The following is a 26,653-nucleotide window of genomic DNA, read 5'->3' on the forward strand; positions in this document are numbered from 1 at the left end:
TGTAACTGAAACTAAGGCTCACCTAAACTGAAGGTTGGAAGTATTTTCGTGGGCGTCTGGTCTCAGTGCGGGCGCGGTTCGATCCCGAGCCGGGCACACGACGCGTCGTAGAGCGCGACGATCTCGCGGCGCACCTCGCGCCGCTCGGTGATGGGGCCGCCCGGCCAGGGCACCCGGAGGACGTCTTCGCTGCCGTCCGCGCAGAAGACATGCCACTGGCCGGCGTCACCGTCGAACGTCGTCATCTCCGCGCGGATGACGTCAGGCAGCGACGAGAAGGCGCGCGCGATGAGCAGGTTGTCGTCCAGATGGTCGGAGTTCATGTGGCCGAGGACGCCGGTAAGTGCGTCATCGTCGAAAGCGTGGGGCATGTCCTCATGGTACGGATCCCAGCGTCTCGCGCCGGATGTGTTCTAATCAGTGGGAGAACTTTCGGGGGGTTGAACATGCCGCGCATGCACCGCGTTCGGCGCGCCGTCGCCCTCGTGGGTGCCGCGGCACTTGCTCTGACGCTTGCGGCGTGCGCTCCGGATCCGACGTCGGCGGTCGAGCTGCCCGCGCAAGCCGAGGGTTCGCTTCCCGAGGACACCACCGCGCAGCTCCAGGCTGCGGTCGAGTACGCGATGGCGGCCAGTGGTTCGCCGGGAGCGATCGTCGGGGTCTGGGTCCCGTGGGCGGGAACCTGGGTGACCGGCCTCGGCACCACGAAGCCCGACGGCGCCGCCGTGGACACGAACATGACGTTCGGCGCCGGCTACGTGACGCGCGCGATGACGTGCGACGTGCTTTACGCGCTGAGCGCGGAAGGCGCGCTCGAGCTCGGCGACAGCGTCACCGAGTGGGTGCCCGGCCTGCCCGGCCTCGAGGACATCACCCTCGGCCAGCTCTGCGATTCGTCGAGCGGACTGGGCGCCTACACCGGCAAGCTGATCGACCGGCTGGTTGCGAACCCCGCGCGCTCGTGGGCGGCCAAGGAGCTCGTGGCCTACGGCATGTCCTCGCCGCTCACCGGCGATCCGGGTTCGGCCTACCGCGACTCCGACACCGGCTACGTGCTGCTCGGCCTCGCGGTCGAGCGCGCCGGCGGCGAGTCGGTGAAGGAACTCTACGAGCGCTACGTGGCCGAACCGCTCGGGCTGAAGGCGACCGGTCTGGCCGCAACGCCGGCCGGCTCGAAGCCCCTGGCCGCACTGCGTTCGAGCAACACCGAGGGCAAGCTCGACTGCTCTGCGCTGGCCGACGTCACGTCGCTGTCGGCCACACTCGGCTTCACCGCCGGCGGCGTGACGACCAACATCACCGAACTCGGGCGGTACACGCAGGCGCTCGCGACCGGCGCGCGTCCCTACGACACGGCAGAGCGCTACGCCGACCCCTATCAGGTCACCGCGAACGACCCGTCATGGTTCACCGCCAAGGGCGGAACCTTCCAGGCCGGTTCGCTCATCGGGCACTACGGGTCCTACCCCGGCTACCTCACCGCGGCCTTCGCCGACCGTGAGACCGGGATGACCGTCGCCGTGGTCCTGAACAACTCCCGCGGATCCAGCGTGGTCGTCCGGGCGCTCGCGTGGCAGCTCGCGGCGATCGCCTCGAAGGTGCCCGGCGCCGACGGTGCGGCTCCGGAAGCAGGCCTTCCGTGGACCGCCGAGAGTCTCGTCGCCGAGATCGACGACGCCGCCATCTGCTCCTGAGGGCTCGAGGTCTGCGGGCGCACGCCCGGCCGCACTGGCGTCTGCGCGTCCGACGAGGTCGGGGGAACCCGTTCGGTCTTCGCGTGTGACCGGGTTGAGTGGTCGCGGGATGGCCGGAGAGCCGGCGCCGCGTGGGGAGGCGATCGGCGTCACGAGGCACTGACTTCGGCGTCACGCGGTGGGAGGCGTGATGCGGAGGCCATGCAGACGACGATCCGCAGCCTGAGGGCGGCCCTCAGTGGCTCCTCACGCGTCGCCGCGCCCGCGTGGTCAAGCCCGCCGGGTCCTGCGCGACCACAGCAGCGCTCCGCCACCGAGCAGTAACAGCAGTGCGCCGATCGGGCCGGTCGTGTCGAGCGTGCCGCCCGTCCGGGGTAGGGTGCCACCCTCAGCGGGTTGCCCGCCACCCGTCGCGGCGGGGAGCCCAGTCGGATCCGTCGGAGCCACGGGGTGCACGGGGTCGACGGGGTTCTCGGGGTCGACCGGGCCCACGGGGTCTACGGGGTTCTCGGGGTCGACCGGGCCCACGGGCGGTACCGCTGCCGCGCGTACTGAGATCGTCAAGATCTGTTCGCTGACGTCGGATGCCGCGGTCGTCACCATCGTGGGCGCCGTGACGAACATCGCGCGCATCGAGGGCGCGGGCAACGCCGGCAGGAGCGCCCGAACGGTGACTTGGTAGTCTCCGGCTGCCACGCTCCCGAGGACGATACCCGCGATGGTGGCGGTGCCGTCACCGTTGTCAGTGAAGGACAACCCCGCGGGCAGACGGCCGAGCAGAGCGTACGCCGGCAGTGGGTAGCCAGTCCCGGATACGGTGAACGCTCCGGGGACGCCGATCTCGAACGCAGCTGACGGTGCCGATGTGATGATCGGCGCCTCGACCACAACGAGGGTGAGCGCCTGTGTCGCGTCTCCCGCTGCATTGGTCGCCCTGAGCGTCACGGTCGCGGTTTCGGCGTGTCGTGGTGTGCCGACGATGGTCGCCGTACCGTCACCGTTGTCGGTGAGGTTCAGCCCGGCGGGCAGACCGGTCGCGGTGATCACGGCATCCGGGTAGCCGGTTGTCGTCACCAGGGCGGTTCCGGGCTCGCCGAGGCGGACGCGAGCGCTCGGTGCTGACGTGAAGGCCGGGAGTTGCCGGACCGTGAGCGCGAAGTCGACGGTGGCCGTACCGGCACTGCTGCTCGCCATGACCGGCAGGATCCACTCGCCGTGCTCGGTTGCGGCACCGGTGATGGTGGCGGTGCCGTCACCGTTGTCGGTGAAAGTGAGCCCTGCCGGGACGGCGCCGCGGATCTCGAGAACCGGAACCGGGTATCCGGATGCCGCGATCTCGATCTCGCCGATGACGCCCTCGGTGAAGGGCGCAAGAGCGGCGGTCGTGATCGCCGGCCGCTCGGTGATCGTGATCGCCAGTGCCTGGGTCACCGTCGCGGACGTGTTGGCCGCCGTCAGCGTCGCAACGCGCATCCCCGATGAGATCGGAACACCGCTTATGGTCGCGGTGCCGTCGCCGTTGTCGGTGAGGGTGAGTCCGGCCGGGAGACCGGTCGCGATGATCGCGGCATCCGGGTACCCGGTGGTGGTCACGGTGAAGGTGTCGGCTTCACCCAGCCGCAGAGTTGCGGACGGAGCCGAGGTGAATGCCGGACTGCTGGTCACCGTGATCGTCAGGGTGCCGCTCGCGTCGCCGATCCGGTTGGTCGCCGTGAGCTGCACCGTCGCGACGCCAGACGCCGTGGGCGTGCCCGAGATGGTCGCGGTGCCGTCGCCGTTGTCGGTGAGGGTGAGTCCGGCCGGGAGACCGGTCGCGATGATCGCGGCATCCGGGTACCCGGCGGTCGTCACAGTGAAGGCGCCGTTGCCGCCGCGGCTGAATGCCGCGTCGCTCGCGGATGTGAACGCCGGCAACGCAGTGGCCTCTATGGACCAGGTGTCAGAAGTGGAACCCGCTCGGTTCGTCGCCGTGATGGTGATGGTCGTGGCGCCGGTTGCGGTCAGGGTGCCGAGGACGGTGGCAGTGCCGTCGCCATTGTCGGTGAACGTCAGCCCGGGCGCGAGTCCTTCGGCTGTGAGAGCGGGTGCGGGCGAGCCGGATGCGGTGAAGGTCTGGTCGATGTCGGTGCCGACCGCGTCCTCGAGGGGCGCAGGCACGCTGAGACCTGGTCGTTCGTCGACGATGACGGTCACGTCGTGGGTGACGAGCGATCCGAGCACCGCGGCGGTGAACGAGAGCGCGTACGTCCCCGCCGTCGTGGGCACGCCGGTGATGGTCATGGTGTCGTCGACCGCAGTGAGCGAGAGTCCGGGCACGTCACCGGTGACTCCCCACGTCAGCGCGGGATGACCGACCGCGGTGAAGGCGGCATCCGCGTCGTCGCCCTTCACGAGTGTGAGCTGCGCCGGTCCGGTGATCAGGGGTGCGACGAATGGGGTGATGACGATGCTCGCATCGGCGGCTCCCGCGTCGTTGGTGGCCGTGAGTTGCACCGTGGCGGCCATGGGGGTTCCCGTCGGTTCGGCGACGAGGGCCCACGCGCCTCCGGGCGTGCCCGTGAGTCGCACCCAGTCGGGCAATTCCGACGCGGTCACCGTCGGCTCCGGCATCCCGGTGACGTGGATCGGGATCGTCACGCTGTCGCCGACCTCCACCAGCTGCGAGCCGGCCACGGAGATGGTCGGCGCGCTCTGCACTTCGAATGTGACATCGCGTGTCGTCGTCGCCATGTCGTTTTCGGCCGTCAAGCTCAGCGAGATCGGTGCACTCGCCGCAGTGGGTGTGCCGGCGATCGCGAGACTGCCATCAGGCTGCGCCGTCGCGGTCAGCCCCGCCGGCAGCGAGCCCGCCGTGAGACTGACTGTGGGTCGCGGCCATCCCACGGCCGTGATGACCGCTGAGAAAGCGACGTCCGTGTGCGCGACGAACGCGGCTGCGCTCGTGAATCGTGGTGATTCGGTGACGACGAGTGTGAGGTTCTGGGTGACCGGGTCGCCGAGTGCCGGTGTGAGTGTGATGTCGGAGGCGAACTCGCCACCGGCCGTGGGCGTGCCGTGGATCGTCAGGCGGTCGGCGTTCTGGGTGACCTGCAGTCCATCGGGAAGGTTCTCGGGAAGACTGACCTCGGTCTGCTCCGGTGCCTCCCACGTGACGTCGAACGACACCGGGCTGCCCGCCGCGAACGTGGCACGGTCGGGACTGGTGAAGGCCACGTTCTGGACGGTCACCGGGACCGACTCTGTGGTCGAGCCCAGCGAGTTGACGGCGGTCACCTGCATGGTCGTCGCGCCGGGCGTGGTCGGTGTGCCTGTCAGGGTTCCGGCAGGCGACACCGACAGTCCCGCGGGGACTCCGGTTGCGGTGTAAGTGGCCGTGGGCGCGCCGGGGGTGCCGAGAGTGGCGGTGGCCGTAGTACCGGTGAGGAGGGTGATCGGGGTGGTCGAGATCACCGGCAGCGAACCCTGCCGCACGCTGACGGGTGCCGACGTCGCCGCGATGCTCTGCTGGTCCCACGTGTCGCGCACGGCGCCAGGGGCGACTGCCAGCTCGACGGTAGGCGTGCCGGTGATCGCGGCCGTCACGAGGTATGTCGCGCCCAAGCTGGTGATGCCGGTCAGACCACCTGTACCGGCGCCGCTCACATTCAACGCGAGGTCACCGACCGTCAGTGGATCGGTCAGGATCGGAGGGGAGCCGCTGGACAGGAATTGCACCTGATACGTGAGCGTGGTCGTGCCGAGTGTCCAGACAGCGCCCTCGTGGGTCGGGGTCTGGAGTGTGATGGCGGGTGTCGGCGCCGCCGGCTGCACACCGCCGGTGGGTGTCGTGCGGATCTCGTCCACCACGACGGTCGTAGAGTTCGCCTCGTCATGGCTCTTCGGGTAGCCGAAGGCCACCGTGACTCCGGTGACCCGGGTGAAGTCGACCTGGGGCTTGAAGCACGCGGTCTGAGCACTGGTGCATGCGAAGTTCAGCACGAGGTCGAACGCCCCCACGTTGCCGATACCCGTGTTGTAGACGCCCGTGTTGTTTGAGGCGTCGGTCACCGAGATGGACACGCTCACGGCGGTCTCCCACTCGGGGGCCGCGGGGCCGCGCGAGACGCTGTGGAGTCCGACCATGAACTGCGTGTTCGTGCCGTCGGAGGTCAGATCTGTGACGGGGAAGGTGTACTCGAGATTGGCCCAAGGGGCTGAGTTCCCCTCCCCGCTCAGGCCGATCGATGCCGTGCCATTCGACTGGCTGAAGGTCGGGGCAGCGGAAGTGCCGGAGTTGTAGACGGTGAACGCTCGCGACCCCAGCACGTTGCCCGCGAAGTCATCGAAGACGATCGGCGCGGCGGCGGCTGCCGGAAGCGGGACGAGCACCGCGCTCGCGGTGACGGCGAGCACAGTGACGACGCGAGCGATTCGCGAGCGCACGGACGGGTGGGACGAGCGAGCAGGCGCAGTCATCGGCAGCACAATCGAGAGGGCAGGCGGAACCTGCGAGGGGGCGTCCTCTTCAAGCAAATGAGAGAACTCTCATTTACCGTAGCGGGAGTGTGGCGCCAACGGGCGCAAGAGTGCGCAGCGGTCTCGTTGGTGACCGGCGGGGGCGGTAAGTGGAGGGGCTGACGGGAATCGAACCCGCGCTATCTGCTTGGGAAGCAGAAGTTCTACCATTGAACTACAGCCCCGAGGCCTTGAAAACACTGGGAAGTCAGGGTCTTGGCCTGGGTTAGTGCACACATTGGTGCACACATACCTATTCTGTTTTTTGTGCGAGCCGACGGCTCGCGCTTCCCAGCATACCGGTGAGCGCGGCGTGGTCAGGTTGTCGCACGTTGCCGGTGCGTGATCCCGATCGGCGCGAGATCCCGATAGTGGTGCGACCGGACTCGCGACGCCTCAGTTATGCGCGAGAGGGCCTATCTTGACCGGGGGCGCCCACTGGAGACGCGACCCTGGTGTACGGCCTAAATGGCGGTCAACCGCTCGGGACGGGTTGGCAGCGCATCGACGAACCGCTGCAGCTCCGTGATCGAGTACAGCGGCTTCGACCCCGAGAAGTGTGGCGTGACGTCGCCGAGGCGCACGTGGTGGCGCAGACGCGACGGACTGATCCCCACGACCGCGGCAGCGGTCACGTGATCGACGGCGACGACGGTCGGCGCCGTGATGATGCTCGGTGCCGTGATGACGTCAGTCATCCGCCTGGCGGCCGGGCGTGTAGCTCATTCCTTTGAGGAGTCCGGCGGTGCGGGCTTTGCCGATCCAGTCCGAGGCGGTGCGGTGCGGCACGTTGAGCTCGAGTTGGACGGTTTTGGTCGGGGGGAGTCCGGCGAGGGCAGAGGCGCCGTAGAGGATCTGGATGACTTCCATGCGCTCATTCTTCGAGCCGCGCTTGACGACTTCGGCTGCCATCCACTGCGGGATGATGCGTCCCTCAGACTGGGAGAGCTCAGCGATGGTGACCCAGGCGTGCTTGCCCTCGTTCGCGAGGTGGACTGCGATGCAGTGCGGGATCGCGATCTGCAGGATCGCCTGTGGTGCGGTGTGGCGGAGTGCGACTTCGTCGAAGCCGGGGCGGATGCCGCGGCTGACGATGGTCGTGACGATGTACCTGCTGGCGTCTGCGTCGTAGTGCGCTTCGAGCGTTGTCTCGATGCCGGTGGTGTCGTCTGTCGCGGTGGCCACGAAACCGGGCGCGATGCGCAGGGCGGAACCGACGGGCTCGGTTGCCGCGCGCTGCGTCATCTTCTTGCCGTCGATTGTCTTCACGTCGACCTTCACCCCCTCAGTTTGCTATACCGCTCCTGCGAATCGCGAAATCCGATCTTGACTAAGTGTACGACTAAGGCGTCTACTTGTGTCAATCACCAATTCTGTCACGCAGATCGGAAGATCCGGACTCACGAGGGAGAAGAGCATGCACACCATCGCGGTGGCCAATCAGAAGGGCGGCGTCGGCAAGACGACCGTCGCCATGCAGCTCGCGGCCTCCCTGTCCCGCCGGTTCCAAGTGCTCATGTTGGACGTCGACCCGCAGCAGTCCACGGTGTGGTGGGCCGAGAACGCCGGCGACCAGGTGCCGTTCGACTTCGCCGGCTGGCAGCGGCCCGGCATCCTGAACCGGCTCGACAAGCTCGGGGTGGACTACGACTTCGTGATCGTCGACACTCCCGGTAGCCTCGAAGACACGCGCATTCTCGCGTCGGTGCTCGACGCCGCGGACTACGTCATCGTCCCGGTGGCGCCCGAGCCACTCGCCGTGGAACCAACGCTGCGGACCATTCACCGCCTGATCGAGCCCCGGCAGGTGCGGTACGCGGTACTGCTGAACAAGGTCGACCCGCGGGTGCCTGGTCAGATCGAACGCTGGCACGAGCTGCTCGACGTCGGAATCGGGCTGCCGCGGTTCGCGGAGCACCTGCGACTGTACAAGGCACATGCCGATGCTCCGGTGATGGGCCAGCTCGTCACCAACATGCGCGACAACCGATCCACCACCGGGCTGATCTCCGATGTCACCCGGCTCGGGTACGAGGTCGCCGACCAGGTGACCGGCGCTGGCGCGGGGGTGTGGTGAGGATGCCGAAGGTCGACCTCGTCGGGAAACTCGACCTCGTCGGGAAACTCGCCCACGCCCGGGAACGCGTCGAAGCCGCAGAGACGGCCAGGCCGGTGTCCGAGGTGCCGCTGTATGCGACGTTGGTCCGCAAGGAAGCGCTCATCAGAGAAGAGCAACAAGCCGCCTTGACCGCGCTTGCCCGTGACCTGATGCGGCGCCGCCGGCACAAGGCCGAGCGCATCACCGAGAACACCCTCATCCGCGTCGCGATCGACCTGCTCCTCGCGCACGAGGACCGACTCCGCGGCGCGAGCGAATCCGAACTCCGGAAGTCCGTGACTCCGGGACCACCGAACTCCACAAATCCGGCACCTGCGAAGTCTCGGCCTCCGGCATCCCGGGAGTCCCGGACTTCGGCATCCGTGGAGTCCCGGACCTCGCGAGACCGGCAGATCTCGGATGCCGCAGAGGCGCCGCCCGTCACGCCTCCGACATTCGGAGTCCCGCGATGAGTGCCGTGACGGTTTACACGACCGGCCGGGGCTGTCCGCGCTGTGTGTGGACGATGCGGCGGCTCGATGAGCGCGGCATCCAGTACCTCGAGATCGACCTCTCAATCCCCACGAACGCGGCCGCCCGCGAGTACGTGACCGAAGACCTCGGCTACGCCGAAGCACCCGTTGTCGTCGTCAGCGACCAGGACCACTGGTCGGGCTTCGACCGCGATCTGATCGACCGGATCGCCCCACCACAGGAGGAGGCATGAAACAGTTCACATCCCCGGTTGCGGGGGAGTCGCTGGCCGAGGCGGCCGAGCGCATTCGCGCCGCCGTCCCCATCGAAGGCGATACCGCCACGGACCTCGAGTGCCGCTGGCGACGACAGATGATCGACGCCACCCTCGCGGCCCGTGGCGTCGTCGGTCGCACCTACGAATGGCACACGGCGCAGCTGGACGACGGACGCATCGCGGGCGTGTTCGCGGAATCCACCGACGAGGCCGAGCTCAGTCTCACCGTCTGGTGGGGTAACCGCTGCCACTGGGTCATCGCCGATCCCACCTGCCTTGTGCGCGCCGAATACCTTCCCCGCGGCATCCGCACCGCAGCCACTGCCGACAGGCGCTTCCCGCTCGGGCCGCCCCGGCGCGTCCGAGACCAATTCGCCACCGCCGAGTCGCTGCTTGACCGATTCGCCCTGCCCGACCACAGCAGCGCACTCGAGCGCTGAAACCAGGAGGAATGTCATGAACCGCACCATCGCCGACCAGATCATGTACCGGACCGGCAAGCTCGCCGTCCTGTACTACCCCGAGGTCCACGCCGACGACCCCGACTACACCCTCGCCGGCGATGTCGAATGGGTACTCGCCGAGGCCCCCGACCTCGACAGCGTGCAGCGGGCGGAGCTACAGGAGCTCATCGGCCGGGTCATCCTTGACCCGACCGGCAATCGCGAAGCGCTCGCGCACGCGATCTACGCCGCGGCCCGCGTATAGGCGGCAGCCGTGGCTATCTCGGAGAGAGACCGCGAAGAGGCGCGATCCCTGCGCGAGCAGGTCGGAGCAGCCGAAGCCAAACGCGTCCAGCGTGCGGCGTACTACGCCGCACACCGCGACGAAGCACGGGCCGCAAGCCGTGCGTGGAAGGCAGCCAATCCTGAGCGTTCCCGGGAACTGAACCGGCTCTCGATGCGCCGCACGAATAGGCGGAAGCGCGTGCGCCAGCGGAAGAACGCCCGTGCTCGCACCTGGTACGCCGAACATCGCGACCAAGAGCGTGCCCGCTCTCGCGCCTTCCGCCGGCAGCACCCCGAGAAGGTGCAGGAGTATCAGCGCCGGTATCGCGAACGGCACCCCGACCGCGCGGCCGAACAGGCCCGCCGTGCCAGCCAGCGCTGGCGCGACCGCAACGCCGACGACGTCCGCGCGGCGAACAACGACGCTGCCCGGGCCCGCCGCGAGCGAGACCCCGACTCCTACCGGCGCTGGTACGAAGCGAACCTCGAAGAGCAACGGGAGCGTGGCCGCGTGGCGAGCCAGCTCCGTTCCCGGCTCAAGAAGCTGGGGTTGCCGCCCCGCAATATCCACCGGGTCTATGCAAACGAGATGCGCGCCAACACCACCGCGGCAGACGAGTTCTTCGCCGCTCGCCGCACGGCCCAGCAGAAGCGTGATCTGCAGCGGGAGAAGACGTTCGTCATGCCGTCGCGCAGCGAGGTACTCCGAGCGCGCGCCGCGTTGAAGAAGTCGCCTCCAACCGCGGACGAGGTCGAGCGGGTGCGCACCGAGCTCGTCGCCGCGAGCGAGCGTGAGGCGTGGCCGGTGGCATTACCCGCACTCATGCGGGGCTACATGAATGAACACCGTGGCCGTATCAGCGAGGAAGTGCGCATGGACTCGATCGGACGGGAGGTTGCCGGTAAGAAACCGTACGACCATGCCGTCGAGACAGTGAGACGACTCAAGATCGAGGGCTTCAAGTACGCCGCCGCGCAGCTCGTCCCTTCGGGTGACCCCGCGACCCTGAAGCGGCTCATTGCCTTCGCATCCGGTCGTTCGCGACCTCTCGCGTCAGAGCCCCAGCGTCGCGAGTCGGATGCCGCGAGCGTCACCGCCCCGGGATCAGGCGCGTCCACTCGAATCGGACGTTGATCCCACTAATTTGATCAGCCTGCTACAGGCTGGGACCTCTTCGATCTGGCACCGGAGGCACGACCGGGCCAGTCAGGTCCTCCTGGACTTCGGGAGTGCGGGACTTCCGAACTTCGGCACTCACCAACTCCCGGAGTTCGGTGAGCGAAGCCTGCAGGCGCTCCTCCTGGATACGCCGGGCATCCGAATCGACAGGGATCGGCAATTCGGGCACGACCTCGTCCAGAGCCGCCTCATGGAGATCGATGAGCGCGACGGTGGCATCGTGAGGTACATCACGTAGGGTCCTGGCGAACTGGGACGCATGACGGAGTTCGCTCAGCCAGAGAGTCGACCGCAGCGTCCCCAACGGCTCGCGCCGTGCTGCCTCGAACGCGGCCACCGCATCGTCGTGGCCAGGCTCGTCCGCGGCGTCATCGAACACCACCCGCCCGTCGCGATGGAGGATCGTCGTGCGATCGATCGTGCCCTCAGCGCCGACAGCTCGCATCCACTCGACGAGGTCGACGGCATCGGTGTGTGGATCAACGTGCAAACCAGCCCGCGCCTGTTCGAGGCGCAACGAGATTGCGGACATCTGGGTCTCCGCGTCGCGATCGGCCACCGCGACCAGACGCGTTCGGAACCCGGCATCCTGAAACAATCGTGCGATACCGGCGACGAGAGCGGGGGAGCGGAAGTTGCCCTCCACGATCAGTGAGCGGCGCTGCTCACGCGCATGGGCCAGCGACCGCTGCAGCCACTCCGCCGCAGCGCTCACAATGTCGTCCGGCGTTGGCCTCGACGAGTCAGGATAGAAGCTGCGCAGGTCGGCCGCGTTCACGACAGCGGCATCCGGAGTATCCTGCGCGCGAACGCGTGCCGTGGCTCGTGACCGGCCAGAGCTCAGGGCGCCGAGCATCAGGGTGAGTGTCGGCTCGTCAGACGGCCCGGCCTCGCCGAACACGACGGGCACGACGAGGTTCTCGAACACCTCATTCGTGGTCGGAGGCGTAGTCACTGCTCGGTCCCGTGCGTCTCAGTGAGCGTGGACATTGCGGCATCTACGGCGGCACGGTCAAATCCGTCGACCGAGAGGATGAGCCGCCGCACAGCGGTCGCCTTCTGCACGTCGCCAGCCTCAATGAGGCGCGCGACGATCGTGCTTGCGGTTGCGCGCAAAGACTCGTAGGCGGCCGCATCATCGGCACGCCAGGCTGGTGTGGTCGGCAAAGCCCCTCCGAAGCTCAGTCTAGAGCGCTCCGGGTGGAGCCGCGCCGCTGATCATCCCGCCGTCGCAGTACGCTCTGCTTCGCTTCGGGTCTTCTCGTACAGGCCCATGGCGACGAGCACACGCACGATGGCGGTGAAGTCGCTCTTCTGCAGCAGCGCCTTCATCGCATTGCTGTGCCCGGCCGCAGAGGCGTACATCACGTCTTCGAGTTCGGCGGCGACGGTGGGCGAGGTCTGAAAATCGATGGGAGTGTTCGCCATCGCCTCGGCTTGAATCTTCGGGTTGTCGACGACGTGACGCAGGATCGTCTCGGCCGCGCTGACGCCGTTGGTCTCGTCGACGTCGGTGCCGGTGAACAGGGCGTTGATCTTGTCGAGCACGCCTTGCAGCAGCCCATACTTCGCCTCACGCGGCTGTGCCGATCCGGCGGCGGTGATTCCCTCAAGCTCCCCCGACTCACCCGACGTCAGCCCGAGCGAGCGAGCCTCGAGTTTGCGGAGCCGATAATGGGTGAGCACGATGTCGTCGGTGTTCCGCCGGTTGCACGCAAGTCAAGAGCTCCACATCCACTGGCCTATCGCCTACATGCTCCCGGCCTGCTCGACGTTGCCGGGAGCGCGCCCCGCGGGCGCGCGCGTGCCCGATCGTCAGGCGGTCCGGGGAGCGCGAACGGTCGACGGCGCCCATGATCGGGCCAGCCGCAAGAGTGACAGCGCACACCGCCGCCAGCACGAGCACAGATGCGCGCCGAAGCGGCTTTGGTGACGGGCGACCAACAGCAGCACGTCGGCGTCGATCAGGCCGAATCCTCCAGGGTCGTCAGCGACCACGGATTGCCGGTAGCAGAGGGAACCCCACTCAACAGGTGATCGCGTTGCTCATACCGAAGGACGGCGCGAGGATGCGCGCGAATGTGCCGAGCGGACTCCACGCAAAGGCGAGCGACGCTGACATGTCCCCTCGCTCACACGCGGCATTGGCGATGAATCCCAGCAGGATCATCAGGACTAGGGCCGGGGCAAGGAGGCCGACGAGAGCGGCGCCGAACGCACTCGGGAACCGGCCTCGGCGAAGGGTACGGCGAACCTCGTCGCGTCGAGCTCGCTGGTATTCGCGTTCCGTATGGGCCAAGCTGGCGACGAACATGGTCGGCGGTGTTAGCCAGAGCAAGAGCACTGCTCCAACTGAAAACACGGTTGTCCACCCGCTCTCGCGTCCGATGGTGGTGCCTGCCCAAGACATCGCAGCAATGACCATCAGGAATAGCCCAAGCAACAGGGCCGGGTTGCTCAAGAGTGCCCCAACGCCGGTCAGCGCTGCGAAGAACTTCACCAAGTCGCAGCCTCGCTGCATACGCCGTCATCGCGCATGACATCCCCACTCCCACAGATCGAACCCGAAAGGAGGGTTCGGCGCTTCATTGTAGCGAGGTGACGACCGAGCCTTGAGTGACGCGCTATACCGAGTGCGACTACCCGCTGATGTCCCTGATGGAGGAGAACGGTCTCGGCGATGGCTCTACACTACGGGCACGCGGCTAATGCGGATCGGTATACGGGCGTGGGCACAGTCGCGGGCGCCCAAAGCGCACACAGTGCTCCGCAGCGCGCGGTACGGATCTCTGAAGCCCTCGATCGGCCGCTCCGGCAAATCCGGCGGCGGGCGTCAGGGGAGCGACCGGCGTGCATTACGCAGACTGATCACTGCCGCTCGTCGCGTTGCCGACCCCTGGGAGGATGCATCGTCGAGGCATGCGCCGGCCCCGGTCAGTCGCCACTAATGTTCTGCCATGGGGACGGAACTGGCGGATCATAAATCGCTCATCTCGACTGCCAGGCAGATCTCCCAAGGAGATCTGATCCGTCGGGCTTGGGGGCGCGGCGCCGTCATCGTCGCCTCGGGCGCAATCTTGGCTGGGATGCTGGCGATAGCGTGTGTCTTCCTGGCCGTCGAGACGGGCCAATTGCAGCGCGACGTACCGACTTGGCCCGGCTTCCCCGTTGCCGCGGTTCCGATTGCCGAGTCGGGAACGATCGTCTTGCCGGCGCTGATAACCACTTTGGTCGGGTTGTCAGTGCTCAAAGCGATCGGGTGGGGAAACACGTTCATCGTCGGGACCGCCACGCTCGTCGGGACGCTTTCCGTCGCCTGGGCGATCCTCAGTCTCGCCACACTGGCCGCTCCGCTCTGCTCAGGACGTGAGCCGACCAGCAGCGAGCCTTGTTTGGTCGATCCTGTCACCGACGCCGTCATCGCCACGGTTGCGCTTGCTGTCGTCTGTGCAGCAGTTGCGATCACGATCCGAGAGATGCTGCCGCTATCGGATGAATTGCGGGCCAAGGAAATGCGTGATCGCGTGATCGCCCTCGAGTCCAGACAGGAGCGACTGGACAGAGCACGCGAGTCGAGAGCGTACGGCCGCCCCTACCCGGTGGGCCTTTCGCTGCCGTTGACGGCGCTCTGGTACATGTCGGTGTTGCTCGTTCCCACGGCCCTCATGATCATTAGCGTTTGGCTCATCGACGAGCTCTCGACAAGCGTGATCGTCGCCGGCGTCCTGCTCACGATGCTGGCGGTGGCGGGGGCGCTATGTCTGCATGGCTTCGCGCTAGTGCGATTTGACGGGCTACGGCTGCAAGCGATCCCACTTACCTTCCTCGCATCGGTAGGCGCGCTCGTACTTGCCTGTACGCCTCTGTTGACGACTGCGCTGACGGCTACAACTGTGAACGGCGAAGCGTACCTCCTCTCCGCGGGACTCCAGTGGCTCTGGTGGCTCCTCGTCCTCGCGGGCGTCATACTCCCGGCGGCGTACGAAGGGGCCGCGGACGACGTAGCGCTCCCAAGATTCGGCTTGTTCGGCCAAGTCGCCCTCTCGCTCGAGGAACGCACCGTCATCCGTCTGCTCCGACGGCAACGTGCGGTCGACGCCGCGCGTCGCCGGCTCGCCCGCGAACGCGAACCCCGGCCTGGGTCGACAACCACCCGGGGCTGACCTTCAGAAGAGCGCGTCATCACTGGACCGCAGCCGCATCCATTTGCGGGCAGTGTCCGGATGAGGGACGACAGCGTGCCCTCAGGGCCTCACCGGAAGGGTTCGCGGCGACAACCGACGTGTCTTCGTCGGCATGGGCGTCGCAGGTACGGCACGCTCAGCTCTCGTCGACCCGATCTGGGGCGAGTGCGGAGGGGCTGCAGCGGCCTGAAGCCGATGCGCTGACGGCGCGCTTGCAATCGCAACGCAAGTGTTTGAGACTCGGCCGCGCCCGCACCGACGTTTGAGGTCAGCCGAACATCGTGGCAACTTCGCCCGCGTGTTTGCGAGGGTCGTACTTTACGCCCACCTGATAGCGCTGCTTGGCCCCGGTCCGGTCCGGAAACTCAACCTGCACCGTGAACATAAGGGCATCATTCTCGGGCGCCGCCATTCGCTTGCCACCCACCGTCTTGCTCCCGGCGACAGAGCGGAGATTGAAGAGCAGGCTCTTGCTAATTTCCTTCTTGATCGCGTCCGCAAGGGCGAATCGATCAAAGCCAGCGAGCCCCGCCTTCTTCACCGACGCGCCGTGACCGTAGCCCGGCTCCTCACTCGTGAGGTATTCGAATCGTCGCTCGTCGATCGTGAGGGCCATGCTCGCGATGTCGCGCATTACGCCGGAAAGGGCACTGAGCGCAATCGCGCTATCCGACGCACCCCACTGCTCGATTCCCATGTCGATCCGGAAGTCGAGCATGGTCCCGTAGAGGTCCTCGTCTACGCCGACGATTTCGAATCCATACTCATCGAAGCGGTACCCGCGTAGGTTTGCGTTTCCGTCGTCGTCTTCCGCAGTGATGATCTTTTTGTCTAGGCGGAGCGCGATCTGCGGCAGCGCCAGCCCCGTCTTCAGCGGGGTCCATCCGGAGCAGTCGACGTAGCCGAGGTAGGCGACACTCTTCGCCCGCACCTCACGATCGAGTGCGGTCAGCTGCGCCTTCGAGACGTTCGTGAAGTAGACAACGAAGTACTGTTCAGGGGAGAGCGACGGAACCTCCTGTTCAGCTGGGCGCACCAATTGCTGATCGAGCAGCTGCCAGACAAACTGCGCCGGGAGGCCGATGATGTCTCCCTCGGAGATTGCAGTGCGTTTCGGTCCTTTCGCAATCGACAGGGCGGCGAGCCATGCTCTGGAGAACTCTTCACCGTATTGCCAGCTCGTCGCTTGTGACGAGTCAAAGATGAAGGCGATCTCATGCTTGCCCGACTGGGGTGTGAGCGCGGACTTCAGATCGGCGTAACTCACCCCCTTGTCTTTGAGGATGCTCGAAACCTGCGAGTGCATGGTGCGGAGGAGTGTCTGGACCCCGCTGTCTCCGAGGCCGAGAGTCTCCGCCATCACGTCGATGAACACGTTGGTGTAGCCGTTGATCGAGTGAATAGTGAAAGGCTGCGGGGGAATTGCGTCCGCGGTGTCCTGATTTGTATGCATGTATATCTAGGTTTCCCCTTCTTGCTCCCAACATAGAGCTAGGATCGTGGCGGTTCCCCACCTCGAAGACTACGGCGACCGGGAAAAGTGGCGAACTGGTGACGACCCACCAGTGTTCAGCGCGTTGCAGACGATCTCCGGACGGAAGCCATCGCCACCGGAAAGCCGGTCGTCGATGTCCTCCGACGGCAGCAGTTCCCGCTGCGTCGAGGTCAGGCTCGGGTCGGCGTGTCGGCGCCCATAGCCGACCCCATCGGCACGTCGCACGTAAACCATCCCCTTGCGTGCGCTGCCGCGAGCGACACACGACCGTGCATTGTTCCGTTTATCCAGGGTTGAGACCGGTGACGGCGTAGTCCCGCTGGATCGCGGCGGTCTCCGACCCCCACGCGCTCTCCGCTACTCGCGCCTGGTGCGCGCGGAAGGCGTCGGCGTTCTCGAAGCGCTCGGTGACATCCCACACGAGCGACGACCCGCGTCGCGTGACCTCGAAGAGGAGGCACCCGGGCTCGGCGCGGGTCGACAGAACGTGGTGAGGAAGCAAGTCCTCCACGACCTCGGCTTCCGCGGGCGAGGCACAGACCAGCTTGCCGGTGAGCGTGACTTCGGTCATTCGCCCAACCTAAGCCTCAATCCACCGACGTCCTTCGGTGATGGGGCGCGGCGGGATCTCTGAGTCTTCTGGTGGTGGTGGGCGCGTCGGAGCCGCGGGCCTCGCTGCCCGCTGTGTTCCACTGGGTTGTTGATCGTGCCGGATCGGCGGGATGGACGAGTGGTGTCAGCGTCGCGGTGGCGCGAGGGCGTGCGCAAACAGTGGTGACCATGCGGTTTCCCAGGGCCAGGCTTCGGGGAGATGGAGTCGGATGCGGCGTGCGGAGGACGCGATCCTTGCGGGGATGGTGACGAGTTTCCGGCGGATCGTGGCGGTCGTCGCGTTCGCGAGGTGCGGCACCGGTGATGGTCGCGGCGGTGCGGGTGAGGTTGAACGCGATGACGGCGAGGACGAGCCAGGCGGCGTTGGCGGCGAAGATCCCTGAGGGCAGGTGCGCGAGGGCGGAGTTCTTCAGGTCTGCGTTGACTTGCTCGATGACCGCGTGACGGCGGTGGACTTGGTCGGCGGTGACCGTGTCGAGGGTGCTGGTGGTGAAGAACGCGTGGAAGCGGTGCGTGTCGAACAGGGTCGGCTGGGACAGCTTCTTCTTGTTCAGCTCGGGGATACGACGCACCACGAGACGCCCGTGCACCCGGTCCTTCTTCGGTTTCGAAGTGAACGCAGTAAAGGGGACTTCGGCGACTTCCGCATCTGAGGTCCAGGTGTCGGTGTCGTGGTCGTAGATCGCGTCGGTGTACTGGATCTTCGTCCAGGCGTCGTCGCCGATGGTGCCGATCGCGCGTTTCACTGCGGGATCCTGCCGGGCGGTGATCGACACGTCCGCGCCAGCCCGCAACGCTGCGGTCACGGTCGCGTGTCCGTAGTAGGCGGAGTCCGCGCGCAGTAGCACCGGCGCCGCGTTCATTGCCGGGAGTCGGGTGACGGTCTTCAGCGCGTCGGCGACGATCCGGGCGGCACCCCGTGGTGACCCGGCCGCGCCTTTGCGCAGACGCTGTCCGATGATCACCGGTGCGGTGGTCTCGGTCGATACCGTGGCGAGGAGCGCGTTGAGGCCGCGGACGCCGGAGTATCCGAATCCGGCGCCCTGCTTCTTCGATCCGTGGACCTCGACGATCGTGTCATCGACATCGACGAACACCATCCCGCTATCGGTGGGCGTCGGGAGAATCGGAGCCTCACCGGCGAGGTTGATCAGCAACCGGGACGCGACCGCATCGAGTTGACGGACGTGTCCGAAGGTGAACGAGCGCAGCAACGACCCCAATGTTGAGGGGGCATAGATCGAGGCGAATAGCCGGCCCATGCCGCCGTGGCGCAGCACCGCCATGTCATCGATGGAGTCCGCCCCCGCGACCATCCCCGCCACCAGCGACGACACCTTCAACCCGGCATTCGCGCCCTTGTCCGTCGGGACGCTCAACCACTGATCGGCAAGGTCGCGCAGCCCCACCTTCTGGGCCAGAGCAACGATCGGGAGCAGCCCCGCGGCCGACACGAGACTCGGGTCATCGAATGATGCGGCAGCGGACCGGGAGACGTGAGAAACTTGCATCTGCGAGATGCCTCTCTTTTCGGGCGAAATGGAACCTTAGACAAGTCCTATTTTCCCTGATCAGACAGGCATTCTCCGTTTAACGCGCCGACCTCACCTCACACCCGATCAGTGGATCCAGGCTAAGTCACGGACGGCTCCTGCTCACGCGCGATCCACAATCGCGCAATGTGCGAAAGAGGGACGTTCGCCGCGCACGGCTTCATACCCGGCCCCCGTCCCTGGGCTCGGCGAATGAGGATCTTGGACCCCCACTGGTTCGAGGAGCTTCCTTTGAATGAACCGTCGCAGCAAAGCTAAGCGTCCCCGACCGGCATGCTGGTGAGAGGTAGTACCCCGCTCCTGCTGGGGCCCGTCTTCCCTACCGGACCCGATGGTCACGGCGTTGCGCCACAGGACGGTGTCGAGGGACGAGGGCGGCGATGTGCTCGTCGCGAAGCGCTTCGTGGCGACGGTTCTTCGTCACGCTCGGTGGGATCATTCCTCCGGCCGAGGAGACCGGGCTTCGCCCACTTCGCTGGCAAGTCGTTCCGACCGATCGACCGAGCGCCGGCGCTCCCTACCGCTAGAGTCAGGGGAATTGGCCGAATCCTGGGGGGATCAGTTGATCGAGAAGACCACGCTCAAGGGCGAAGACCTATGGAAGCTGCGTCTCGACGAGGAGAATCCGCGTCATGAACGGAAGTCGCAGCAACAGGACGTCATCGACTACCTGGCGGCGAACGAGGATGTGCTGCCGCTACTCGAGGACATCGCCGATCTGCGCTCGCTGAGCCCGTTCGACCGCTTCGGCGCGGTCCGGTCAGGAGAGATTCTTATCGCGCTCGAGGGTAACCGCCGGTTGTGCTCGCTCATCCTGCTAAACGACCCCGAGCTCGCGCCGGCGAAGTACCGGGCTCGGGTACGTGCGGCGGCCGCCGGATGGAATCCAGGTGACATCGAGATCGACGTCGCTGTCTTCGAATCCCGCGAGGAGGCCGACCCGTGGCTCGAGCGGCGACACCAGGGCGCGCTGGCAGGAAAAGGGCTGCGGCAGTGGTCGCCAGCGGCGAAGGACCGTCACTTCGGCGTATCCGCGAACGCGCTCGCGCTGCGGCTCCTCGACGACGGCGTCAGTTTGAACCTCATCACGCCCGAGCAGCGCCGCAAGAGGGTCGTCACGACTGTGCGCCGGTTCTCCGACCGGGTCCCCTTCCGAAAGCGCTACCTACAGATTTCCACGGCCGCGGACGATCCTAACTACATCACGGATCTCGATGGCGAACTATACAAGGAACGACTACGTGTCTTCCTCTGGGGGCTATTCGCGGACGAACCCACCGTTCACTCCCGCATGTCGGCGAGAGACATCCAACAATGGGTCGACGACCAGCTGAAAGACCCGTTGCTCGGCGATGGAGCGTCGGCGGGAACCGAGGGCTTTGTCGAAGATCCGAGCGACGAGGCGGGAGTCGGGGGCTTCGAAGCTGAACAGGGCGCGCGGGCGACGGGTGCCAGCGGCGCCGCAAGCGACGGCTCGGGACGTCATTCCTCGGCCGAGAACGCCGCGGCCGGGAGCGACAACAAGGTGCCAAAGCCGGTGGCGCCGTCCAGTCGTTGGACGCTTGTCGACGGCGACTCCTTCGCCACGCCCACTGCCGATTCCGTCCGTCGCCACGTGATCTACGAACTCTCGCGGGTGTCGAAGAACACCCCGCTAGCGGCGTCAGTCGTGGCACGCGTGTTTCTCGAAGGCATTTACGTCGACATGTGGCGCAAGACCTGTGTGGGCAAGTCCGAGTCGAAGCTTCACGTGAAAGTCCTCGACATCGTTAAGGTGATCGGCGCCTGGCCGGACCTGACTCGCGCCGAGAAGAACGCGCTCAACGCACTGCAACGGAGCGCCCAGAACCCCGGCCAGCTGCTCAGTCCCGCCGGACTGGGGGCAGCCGCGCACGGGGCCGCGATACCCGCCTGGGCGACATTGGTCGCGGAATGGGACTCACTGCTACCGATCACCCGCAAGATCTTCGCGTTCGTAGAGGACTCCGCTGGCCAAGGGCCCTTCTGACCGCTAGCGTCACAGCTGGAGGAGACAGCAACGTGCCCAACACCCACTCACCGCTCCGATATCCCGGCGGAAAGAGCGTCCTGCTGAAGGCAGTCGTCGACGTCATCGAACGCAACGACCTACGAGGGCACCGATACGCCGAGCCATACGCCGGCGGCGGCGGTCTGGCGTTGGCGCTGCTGTACGGGCGCCATACCCACCGCATCGCCCTCAACGACCTTGACCCTGCGATCTACTCGCTGTGGTGGTCAATCCTGAACGCGAACGATGAGCTCCTCTCCAAGATCGAGACCACTCCCATCACAGTCCCGGAGTGGCATCAGCAACGCGAGACGTACTTCCTCGGCGACGCCAGCGATCCTGTGTCGCTGGGATTTGCCGCGCTCTTCCTGAACCGCACCAACCGCTCCGGAGTCATCAAGGGTGGTGTGATCGGGGGCCTAGATCAAACCGGCAACTACCTGATCGACTGCCGCTTCAACCGGGCAACGCTCGCGCAGAAAATCGAACGCATCTGGAAATACCGGGCGCAGATCGAGATATCGAGCCTGGACGGGCGCGCATTTCTCCAGCAGCACGACGAGCGAACCGAGCCGACCCTGTTCTTCGTCGATCCGCCGTACTTCGTGAAGGGACGAGGGCTCTACTCGAACTACTTCGAAGACGATGACCACAACCAGCTAGCTGAGCGGGTGCACGCCCTCAAAAACCCGTGGCTGCTCACCTACGACGACGCCGAAGCCATCGCCTCCTTGTACGGCACTGACCCGCTGTACAGATACTCGATAAAGTACTCGGCGGCGGTGAAGCGCACTGGCACCGAGCTGCTCGCCACGTCCAACGACCTCGAGGTCGCATTCCCGAACATGACGCGCGTGGTTCAGCCCGAGCGAATGACCGCCTGACCGTATTTGGCGAACGAATTAGGCGTGCTCACCGCTCGCGTGGCTCCTGTCCGCGCGGCCGGAGGCAGCCCGCATTTCGAGCGGGCCGAGCGGGCGGGGAGTCGCGGACGGCTGGGAGCCCGCGGATCAATTAGGGTGAGTCGGTCGGCCATGGATGCTTTCCGCGTCGGCTACTCGCGGGTTCAAGTGTCCAGGAGCTCTTGCTCCGTCTCCTCCTCCTTCGTCGGTCGAGGACCGGTCCGATGGCGCTAGCCGCTCACTATGAACTTCGCGCGTGCTAGCAGTTCATCGAACGTGAGGATCTCCACGTCTCCATTCGCTTTGCGGTATAGCTCGAACGATTCCATCTGTTCACTGTTGACGCCGTGCTCCGATCGAAACTCGGCAAGGTTTCCTACCAGAAGCACTTGACGTGCGCGAGTCGTCGAAAAGTCCAACCCAGTTGGTGTGCCATCAGGCTTGGTGTGGTGCTCAATCTGATTGATGAACTGGCGATACGCCTTACGCACGGTCTTCTGAAGCTGAGCTACTCCGCCCACCAGTTCCTCCGTGGGCACGTATACGTCCGGCGTTCGATACGGCTTGGTCTTAAGGAGCGGAGTGTCGTGACGCTTGATCTCGCAGAACAGGAGTGTGCTGATGACGGCACGGGAACGCATGACGGCATCGCTTCGTTTACCGGCTCCCGACCATAGATTCGCTCCGGTTGTGATCTGTTCCAGGCGACCTGAGTCAAACGCGTCATGACCGACGAGGCTAAGTCCATAACCGAAGATCCACGTCGCGCCTTCGAAGAACGCCTGCCAAAGCGCTTCTGGGGTCTTGCCTTTGCGGATTTGCTCCTTCTCGAAGAATGCGGGGTCGGTGAGGAGATTCTCGAAGTACTCGATTGTGCTCTTGCGGTCGCTGATCAAGTTGATCTCGTTCTCGCTCAACGAGGAGCCCAACAGCGTGGAGATCAACGGCACCAACTCGCCGCGATCGCGGGCGTTGAGCAGACGGATGACCTCGACGTCGGTCGCGGGCGACATCTGGAACGTCCCGGCGCCGGCGTCGACTTCCTTGAGGCTCAGCACGTAGCTCATGAGCTTCATGAAGTTCTCGTGTCCACCTGATGTGTCGACCGAGGCCTTCACTGCCAGACTGGCCGTCTCGATCTCCTCCGTGATAGGGACGGATGCTTTCGCCCGATCGACCTTAAGTAGTCGAACTCGCGGGGAGAACCGTCCGTCTTTAGCGACCAGTTTTACCTCGCACAGCAGTGCTACCTGCGCAGTCTCGTCCAGCAGGAACTGCTTGATCAGCGCGCGGCGCTTCGTGTCGTAGAAGAAGGAGAAGTGTTCCTTCGCCTCGCGAATTTCAAGCACGCTGAAATCGTCCTCGGAGACGTCGAACCATTCCGCGCGATGCGAGAGATCGAGCAGTGGTTCCCAGGGCACGATCCGAGCCATTGATCTCCCAGTCATGTAGTCGACGGCTTGAGCCTGGCGTGGTCCCGCCCATCGAACGTCCTCATGCCTGTCGCAGTGGCGTAGATGGCGCACGGTCCAGCAGGCCGTGGGACCAGTAAAGCGGGTCACCGCCGGCGGGCAGCGACGACACGCGAGGCCAAGGCGGGTGCCGTCAGTCCTTCGAGACGCTGGCCCCGTCTGGGTGACCTATTGCTAGTCGGCGGTCGCCCGCCAGCCGGTCCTCGAACGAGCGCACCGTCCTTCAGCACGTCGGCGCTGCTGGCGGTGGGGCGCATGCCCGGATAGCCCGCCCGCTGAAGGTGCCCGTTCACGTACGCCATACGAACGATGGCGAAGGTGAGGATCAAACCTGCAGGGTCAAGAGACGAGACGATCGACTGCCCACGCCCAACGATCGAACAAGAGCGATGAACAAGAGCGATGCACGCAGGCACTTTCTGTGAAACACGGGACACGAATAGCAAATGAGCGTAGCGTGTGAGACATGCGCGGGGGCTTGGAGCGGTGGAAGCGAGGCGTCGACTCGCACGGAGTGAAGGCGGCGATCGCGTACGCTCTGGATGGCAACTGCGACGCGGCGCTGCGCTTGTCGAGCGGAGTCGATGTTCTCGCCGCGTACAGTGACTCCGATGGACGAACGATCGCGCGGTACTCTGTTGAGTCGGGCCAGATCTCGATCGATGAGTTGACGCGCGAGCAGCTGCTGCATTGGGTCGACGGGCGTGACCCCGATACGGGTGAGCGCCGCGGCCGGGACCTGACATCGCCGCAGTCCGACTTGATTCTGGATGGCACGACCAACGCGCCGAAGTCGTACAGCCTTGTCGCGCTGATCCATCCCGAGCTGGCCGTCGAGTTCGAGGCGCTGCAAGACAGGCTGCGCGCGCGAATTCTCGCGACCTGGCAGCGCGAGCTCAACGCGCGCCGCGGCGCAGGTGGTCGATTCCGGGAGGCGATCGGTCGGCTTGAGGTCGTGGAGCTTCAGCATCGCCGTTCCCGCGCTCTCGATCCGCACATTCACCGGCATATGTGGCTGAGTGTCAAGGTTCAAGGTGCTGATGGGAAGTGGTCGAATGTCGACTCCCGGGTGGCGATGAAGCTGCACACGGTGATCAATGCGGAAGGTGACTTGGCGGCCCGCACCGATCCGCAGTGGCTGGCGGCGCTCGCCCGACATGGATACTCCCTCAACGGTGACGGCGAGGTAGCGGAGGTCGCCCACGCGGTGCGTCCCCTGTCGCGGCGGTCGAATCAGATCGAAGCAAATCGTGCGGTGATGCTGGCGGACTGGCGGACCGCGCACCCGGGCCAGCAGCCCGATCGTGATGTGATGCAGCAGATCGACCGACACGCCTGGGCGAAAGGGCGCCCCCAGAAGCCGCGCGATCTCGAGGAGGCGGCATGGGAGCAGCTGATCCGCGACGAGCTCGCCGCTATCGATCCCGGACTGCTCGCCGCCCGCACAGCGATCCAGCCCACCACTCCTGCCACGCCGGACCCGGGACTGCTGGCTGCGGCCGCGTTGGTGGACGCCGACCAGCGGTCGGCGGCGTACGGTGGCCGGTTCAGTGCGTTCGATATTCGGGCGGGTGCGATGCGTGCGGTGGCAGCGTCCGGCGTCGTCGCCGTCCGTGATGAGCTGCAGCCGATCATCGATGACGTGATCGATCGAGCGCACTCCCAGGTCATCGACCTCCTCGATGGCGAGACCGATCGTCCCGCACACATCAAGGGATTCATGGCATCGCAGACCGCCTCGCTGAAGGTCGACCTCGCCGCCCGATTCGATGCACTCAACCTGCCGGGTGCCGATCTCGACCGCGCACATGTCGCCGCTGCCGCGCGCGTCGTCGAGGGTGTCGTTCTGGATGAGGGTCAAGCGGATGCCGCGGCAGCGATCGCCGGGTCGAATCGCCTTGTCACGATCACCGGTCCTGCCGGTACCGGAAAGACGACCATGCTCCGTGTCGCCAAGCGTGCGCTCGAGTCGCAGGGACGCCGCCTGCTTGTGGTCGCACCCACCAAGAAGGCCGCCTCCGTCGCGGGGCGTGAAATCGGAGGGACCACATCGAGCCTGCACGCGCTGCTCCGAGACCACGGCTGGCGGTGGACCCGCGATGCCGCCGGCGCCGAACACTGGACCCGTCTTTCGCCCGGCGAGTCCGATGACAACGGTGGCACCTACCTCGGTCCGCGCCGATACCCGCTCTGCCCCGGTGATCGAATCGTGGTCGATGAAGCGGGCATGGTCGACCTGCACACCGCTCGCGCACTGGCGATCCTGGCCGCGAACACCGGTGCCGGCATCGCGATGGTCGGCGACCACCTGCAAGCCATGCCCGTCGGACACTCCGGCGCGATGGCCTGCATGGCCCGCCGCTCCGCCAGCCTCGTCGAGCTGACGAACATCCACCGGTTCCGCGACCCCGAATACGCCGCGCTCACCGTGCGACTGCGGGAACCGGCATCCGCAACCGACGCGATCGCCATCGCGGCTGAACTCGACGCGCGAGGCCACATCCACACCGTCGCCGACCAGCGGCAAGCGCGCGACGTGATGGTCGAGGCCTACTTCCGCGCCTCAGCGGGCCGCACGCGAGTCGCACTCGTGACAAGCACGAACGACGAGGCTGACGCGGTCAACGACGCCATCCAGCAACGACGCATCGACGCCGGCCAGCTCGCGATGCGCCGGATCGCCGTGGGCATGGACGAGCAGCGCATTCTCGAGGGCGACGTCGTGCAGACCCGCCGAAACGATCGCGTCGCAGACGTCGAAAACCGCGCCCTCTGGACAGTGCGCCGCATCCACCCCGACCGCATCGAGCTCGCCAGCATCACCGACTCCGCCGACGTCCGCACGGTGAGCGCCGACTATGCCGCCGACCATGTCCACCTCGCCTACGCGTCCACGGTGCATGGCATCCAAGGGGAGACGACCGACACCTCGATCGTCGGCCCGGGCGTGGACGCCGCCGGGCTCTACGTCGGCATGACCCGCGGCCGCGTCCAAAACGAGGCGGTCGCCCTCGTCCGGCCGGGCGAGACCGCCATCGACGTCGTCGCGAGCCAGATGACCCGCGGGCTCCCCGAAGTCACGATCGACGACTCTCGCCGCGCCGCACGCAACGAACTCAGTCGGGCCGCCCGCGACGGCACCCCAGGCGACGGGACGCAGGTACAGGACGAGCTCGAGGGCTGGGTGCGCGACAGCACCCGCGTCCTCGCGGAGCAGCACGCACGCGTCGCGACCGCGAACTCGGCCGGTCACGGCCGCGGAGAGCCCGCTTCGTCGCCGGAAGTCGAGCCCCGGTACGAACAGCTTCGAGCTCGCATCGCAGTGCGCCAGGGCCAGCTCGACGGGCTCATTGATGAGCTCAACAGTGCTCCCACTGGACGAGGGACCACGAACTCGGAGGCCGCAGCTCTCGTGCCGATTGGTGCGATGGCCGGCACAGGAGGGCTCTCGCGCTGACCGT

General features: G+C 66.1%; 21 protein-coding genes, 1 tRNA gene and 1 pseudogene. 11 read left to right on the top strand and 12 right to left on the bottom strand.

The features are described from left to right. Nucleotides 1-62: 62 nt before the first annotated feature. Complete coding sequence (locus tag BKA10_RS12805; protein ID WP_183500235.1) at nucleotides 63-371, bottom strand: DUF2470 domain-containing protein; 309 nt, start codon at nucleotides 369-371, stop codon at nucleotides 63-65. Nucleotides 372-446: 75 nt separating this feature from the next. Between BKA10_RS12805 and BKA10_RS12810 the strand changes: the two genes are divergently transcribed. Next, nucleotides 447-1,694 (top strand): serine hydrolase domain-containing protein, encoded by a 1,248-nt coding sequence (locus BKA10_RS12810; protein WP_183500236.1) that lies wholly within the window; start codon nucleotides 447-449, stop codon nucleotides 1,692-1,694. Nucleotides 1,695-1,964: 270 nt separating this feature from the next. On the opposite strand, the gene BKA10_RS12815 is transcribed toward BKA10_RS12810, so the two are convergent. The 4 genes from BKA10_RS12815 to BKA10_RS12830 all read right to left on the bottom strand — a co-directional run bounded on the left by BKA10_RS12815 (nucleotide 1,965) and on the right by BKA10_RS12830 (nucleotide 7,457). Then, nucleotides 1,965-6,116, bottom strand: coding sequence for a beta strand repeat-containing protein (locus BKA10_RS12815; protein ID WP_183500237.1), 4,152 nt, complete (start codon nucleotides 6,114-6,116; stop codon nucleotides 1,965-1,967). A gap of 183 nt (nucleotides 6,117-6,299) precedes the next feature. After that, a tRNA-Gly gene (locus BKA10_RS12820) sits at nucleotides 6,300-6,373 on the bottom strand. A 279-nt stretch (nucleotides 6,374-6,652) separates the two neighbouring features. After that, nucleotides 6,653-6,886 (bottom strand): hypothetical protein, encoded by a 234-nt coding sequence (locus tag BKA10_RS12825; protein ID WP_183500238.1) that lies wholly within the window; start codon nucleotides 6,884-6,886, stop codon nucleotides 6,653-6,655. Continuing rightward, complete coding sequence (locus BKA10_RS12830; RefSeq protein ID WP_248199258.1) at nucleotides 6,879-7,457, bottom strand: hypothetical protein; 579 nt, start codon at nucleotides 7,455-7,457, stop codon at nucleotides 6,879-6,881. Before BKA10_RS12830 ends, BKA10_RS12825 begins: the two co-directional genes overlap by 8 nt. A gap of 148 nt (nucleotides 7,458-7,605) precedes the next feature. Between BKA10_RS12830 and BKA10_RS12835 the strand changes: the two genes are divergently transcribed. From BKA10_RS12835 to BKA10_RS12860, 6 genes are read left to right on the top strand one after another with little or no spacing between them, the layout of a single operon-like run. Further along, nucleotides 7,606-8,265: an AAA family ATPase gene (locus BKA10_RS12835; protein ID WP_183500239.1), complete on the top strand. Its 660-nt coding sequence runs from the start codon at nucleotides 7,606-7,608 to the stop codon at nucleotides 8,263-8,265. 2 nt (nucleotides 8,266-8,267) lie between these two features. After that, nucleotides 8,268-8,759, top strand: a complete 492-nt coding sequence (locus BKA10_RS12840) for a hypothetical protein (protein WP_183500240.1) — start codon at nucleotides 8,268-8,270, stop codon at nucleotides 8,757-8,759. After that, the gene (locus tag BKA10_RS12845; protein WP_183500241.1) at nucleotides 8,756-9,013 is read left to right on the top strand and encodes a glutaredoxin family protein; all 258 of its coding nucleotides are present in this window, start codon (nucleotides 8,756-8,758) and stop codon (nucleotides 9,011-9,013) included. Before BKA10_RS12840 ends, BKA10_RS12845 begins: the two co-directional genes overlap by 4 nt. Continuing rightward, nucleotides 9,010-9,477, top strand: coding sequence for a hypothetical protein (locus BKA10_RS12850; protein ID WP_183500242.1), 468 nt, complete (start codon nucleotides 9,010-9,012; stop codon nucleotides 9,475-9,477). Before BKA10_RS12845 ends, BKA10_RS12850 begins: the two co-directional genes overlap by 4 nt. A gap of 16 nt (nucleotides 9,478-9,493) precedes the next feature. Further along, nucleotides 9,494-9,745 (top strand): hypothetical protein, encoded by a 252-nt coding sequence (locus BKA10_RS12855; protein ID WP_183500243.1) that lies wholly within the window; start codon nucleotides 9,494-9,496, stop codon nucleotides 9,743-9,745. A gap of 9 nt (nucleotides 9,746-9,754) precedes the next feature. After that, nucleotides 9,755-10,900, top strand: coding sequence for a hypothetical protein (locus BKA10_RS12860; protein WP_183500244.1), 1,146 nt, complete (start codon nucleotides 9,755-9,757; stop codon nucleotides 10,898-10,900). A gap of 22 nt (nucleotides 10,901-10,922) precedes the next feature. Here BKA10_RS12860 and BKA10_RS12865 read toward each other — a convergent pair whose 3' ends face one another. From BKA10_RS12865 to BKA10_RS12875, 3 genes are all read right to left on the bottom strand, one after another. After that, complete coding sequence (locus BKA10_RS12865) at nucleotides 10,923-11,900, bottom strand: zeta toxin family protein (RefSeq protein ID WP_183500245.1); 978 nt, start codon at nucleotides 11,898-11,900, stop codon at nucleotides 10,923-10,925. 263 nt (nucleotides 11,901-12,163) lie between these two features. After that, nucleotides 12,164-12,631, bottom strand: coding sequence for a hypothetical protein (locus tag BKA10_RS12870; RefSeq protein WP_183500246.1), 468 nt, complete (start codon nucleotides 12,629-12,631; stop codon nucleotides 12,164-12,166). A gap of 340 nt (nucleotides 12,632-12,971) precedes the next feature. Then, the gene (locus BKA10_RS12875; RefSeq protein WP_183500247.1) at nucleotides 12,972-13,445 is read right to left on the bottom strand and encodes a hypothetical protein; all 474 of its coding nucleotides are present in this window, start codon (nucleotides 13,443-13,445) and stop codon (nucleotides 12,972-12,974) included. A gap of 457 nt (nucleotides 13,446-13,902) precedes the next feature. Here BKA10_RS12875 and BKA10_RS12880 point away from each other — a divergent pair, with 457 nt between their 5' ends. Next, nucleotides 13,903-15,108, top strand: a complete 1,206-nt coding sequence (locus BKA10_RS12880; RefSeq protein WP_183500248.1) for a hypothetical protein — start codon at nucleotides 13,903-13,905, stop codon at nucleotides 15,106-15,108. Between the two features lie 289 nt (nucleotides 15,109-15,397). Here the strand turns inward: BKA10_RS12880 and BKA10_RS12885 are convergent, their stop codons facing one another. The 3 genes and pseudogenes from BKA10_RS12885 to BKA10_RS12895 form a co-directional block, all read right to left on the bottom strand. Then, the gene (locus BKA10_RS12885) at nucleotides 15,398-16,582 is read right to left on the bottom strand and encodes a hypothetical protein (RefSeq protein WP_183500249.1); all 1,185 of its coding nucleotides are present in this window, start codon (nucleotides 16,580-16,582) and stop codon (nucleotides 15,398-15,400) included. A gap of 325 nt (nucleotides 16,583-16,907) precedes the next feature. Then, a complete protein-coding gene (locus BKA10_RS12890; RefSeq protein WP_183500250.1) occupies nucleotides 16,908-17,195 on the bottom strand; it encodes a putative quinol monooxygenase in 288 nt (95 codons plus the stop codon). Nucleotides 17,196-17,360: 165 nt separating this feature from the next. Next, a pseudogene (locus BKA10_RS12895) lies at nucleotides 17,361-18,747 on the bottom strand (IS1380 family transposase). Between the two features lie 580 nt (nucleotides 18,748-19,327). Here BKA10_RS12895 and BKA10_RS12900 point away from each other — a divergent pair. Then, entirely contained in the window at nucleotides 19,328-20,797 is a 1,470-nt protein-coding gene (locus tag BKA10_RS12900) for a hypothetical protein (RefSeq protein ID WP_183500251.1), read from the top strand. 32 nt (nucleotides 20,798-20,829) lie between these two features. Continuing rightward, nucleotides 20,830-21,702, top strand: a complete 873-nt coding sequence (locus BKA10_RS12905) for a DNA adenine methylase (protein ID WP_183500252.1) — start codon at nucleotides 20,830-20,832, stop codon at nucleotides 21,700-21,702. A 248-nt stretch (nucleotides 21,703-21,950) separates the two neighbouring features. On the opposite strand, the gene BKA10_RS12910 is transcribed toward BKA10_RS12905, so the two are convergent. Then, the gene (locus tag BKA10_RS12910; protein WP_183500253.1) at nucleotides 21,951-23,153 is read right to left on the bottom strand and encodes a Shedu immune nuclease family protein; all 1,203 of its coding nucleotides are present in this window, start codon (nucleotides 23,151-23,153) and stop codon (nucleotides 21,951-21,953) included. A 505-nt stretch (nucleotides 23,154-23,658) separates the two neighbouring features. On the opposite strand from BKA10_RS12910, the gene BKA10_RS12915 reads away from it, so the two are divergent. After that, nucleotides 23,659-26,649: an AAA family ATPase gene (locus BKA10_RS12915; protein WP_183500254.1), complete on the top strand. Its 2,991-nt coding sequence runs from the start codon at nucleotides 23,659-23,661 to the stop codon at nucleotides 26,647-26,649. Nucleotides 26,650-26,653 lie beyond the last annotated feature (4 nt).

The sequence above is a fragment of the Microbacterium invictum genome (genome assembly GCF_014197265.1).
Lineage (GTDB): Bacteria > Actinomycetota > Actinomycetes > Actinomycetales > Microbacteriaceae > Microbacterium > Microbacterium invictum.

Bases quoted from the DNA above. Each gene is read 5' to 3' on its own strand.
- BKA10_RS12805 (WP_183500235.1), bottom strand. From the start codon at position 371: ATGCCCCACGCTTTCGACGATGACGCACTTACCGGCGTCCTCGGCCAC.
- BKA10_RS12810 (WP_183500236.1), top strand. From the start codon at position 447: ATGCCGCGCATGCACCGCGTTCGGCGCGCCGTCGCCCTCGTGGGTGCC.
- BKA10_RS12825 (WP_183500238.1), bottom strand. From the start codon at position 6,886: ATGACTGACGTCATCACGGCACCGAGCATCATCACGGCGCCGACCGTC.
- BKA10_RS12835 (WP_183500239.1), top strand. From the start codon at position 7,606: ATGCACACCATCGCGGTGGCCAATCAGAAGGGCGGCGTCGGCAAGACG.
- BKA10_RS12840 (WP_183500240.1), top strand. From the start codon at position 8,268: ATGCCGAAGGTCGACCTCGTCGGGAAACTCGACCTCGTCGGGAAACTC.
- BKA10_RS12845 (WP_183500241.1), top strand. From the start codon at position 8,756: ATGAGTGCCGTGACGGTTTACACGACCGGCCGGGGCTGTCCGCGCTGT.
- BKA10_RS12850 (WP_183500242.1), top strand. From the start codon at position 9,010: ATGAAACAGTTCACATCCCCGGTTGCGGGGGAGTCGCTGGCCGAGGCG.
- BKA10_RS12855 (WP_183500243.1), top strand. From the start codon at position 9,494: ATGAACCGCACCATCGCCGACCAGATCATGTACCGGACCGGCAAGCTC.
- BKA10_RS12880 (WP_183500248.1), top strand. From the start codon at position 13,903: ATGGGGACGGAACTGGCGGATCATAAATCGCTCATCTCGACTGCCAGG.
- BKA10_RS12885 (WP_183500249.1), bottom strand. From the start codon at position 16,582: ATGCATACAAATCAGGACACCGCGGACGCAATTCCCCCGCAGCCTTTC.
- BKA10_RS12890 (WP_183500250.1), bottom strand. From the start codon at position 17,195: ATGACCGAAGTCACGCTCACCGGCAAGCTGGTCTGTGCCTCGCCCGCG.
- BKA10_RS12910 (WP_183500253.1), bottom strand. From the start codon at position 23,153: ATGGCTCGGATCGTGCCCTGGGAACCACTGCTCGATCTCTCGCATCGC.
- BKA10_RS12915 (WP_183500254.1), top strand. From the start codon at position 23,659: ATGCGCGGGGGCTTGGAGCGGTGGAAGCGAGGCGTCGACTCGCACGGA.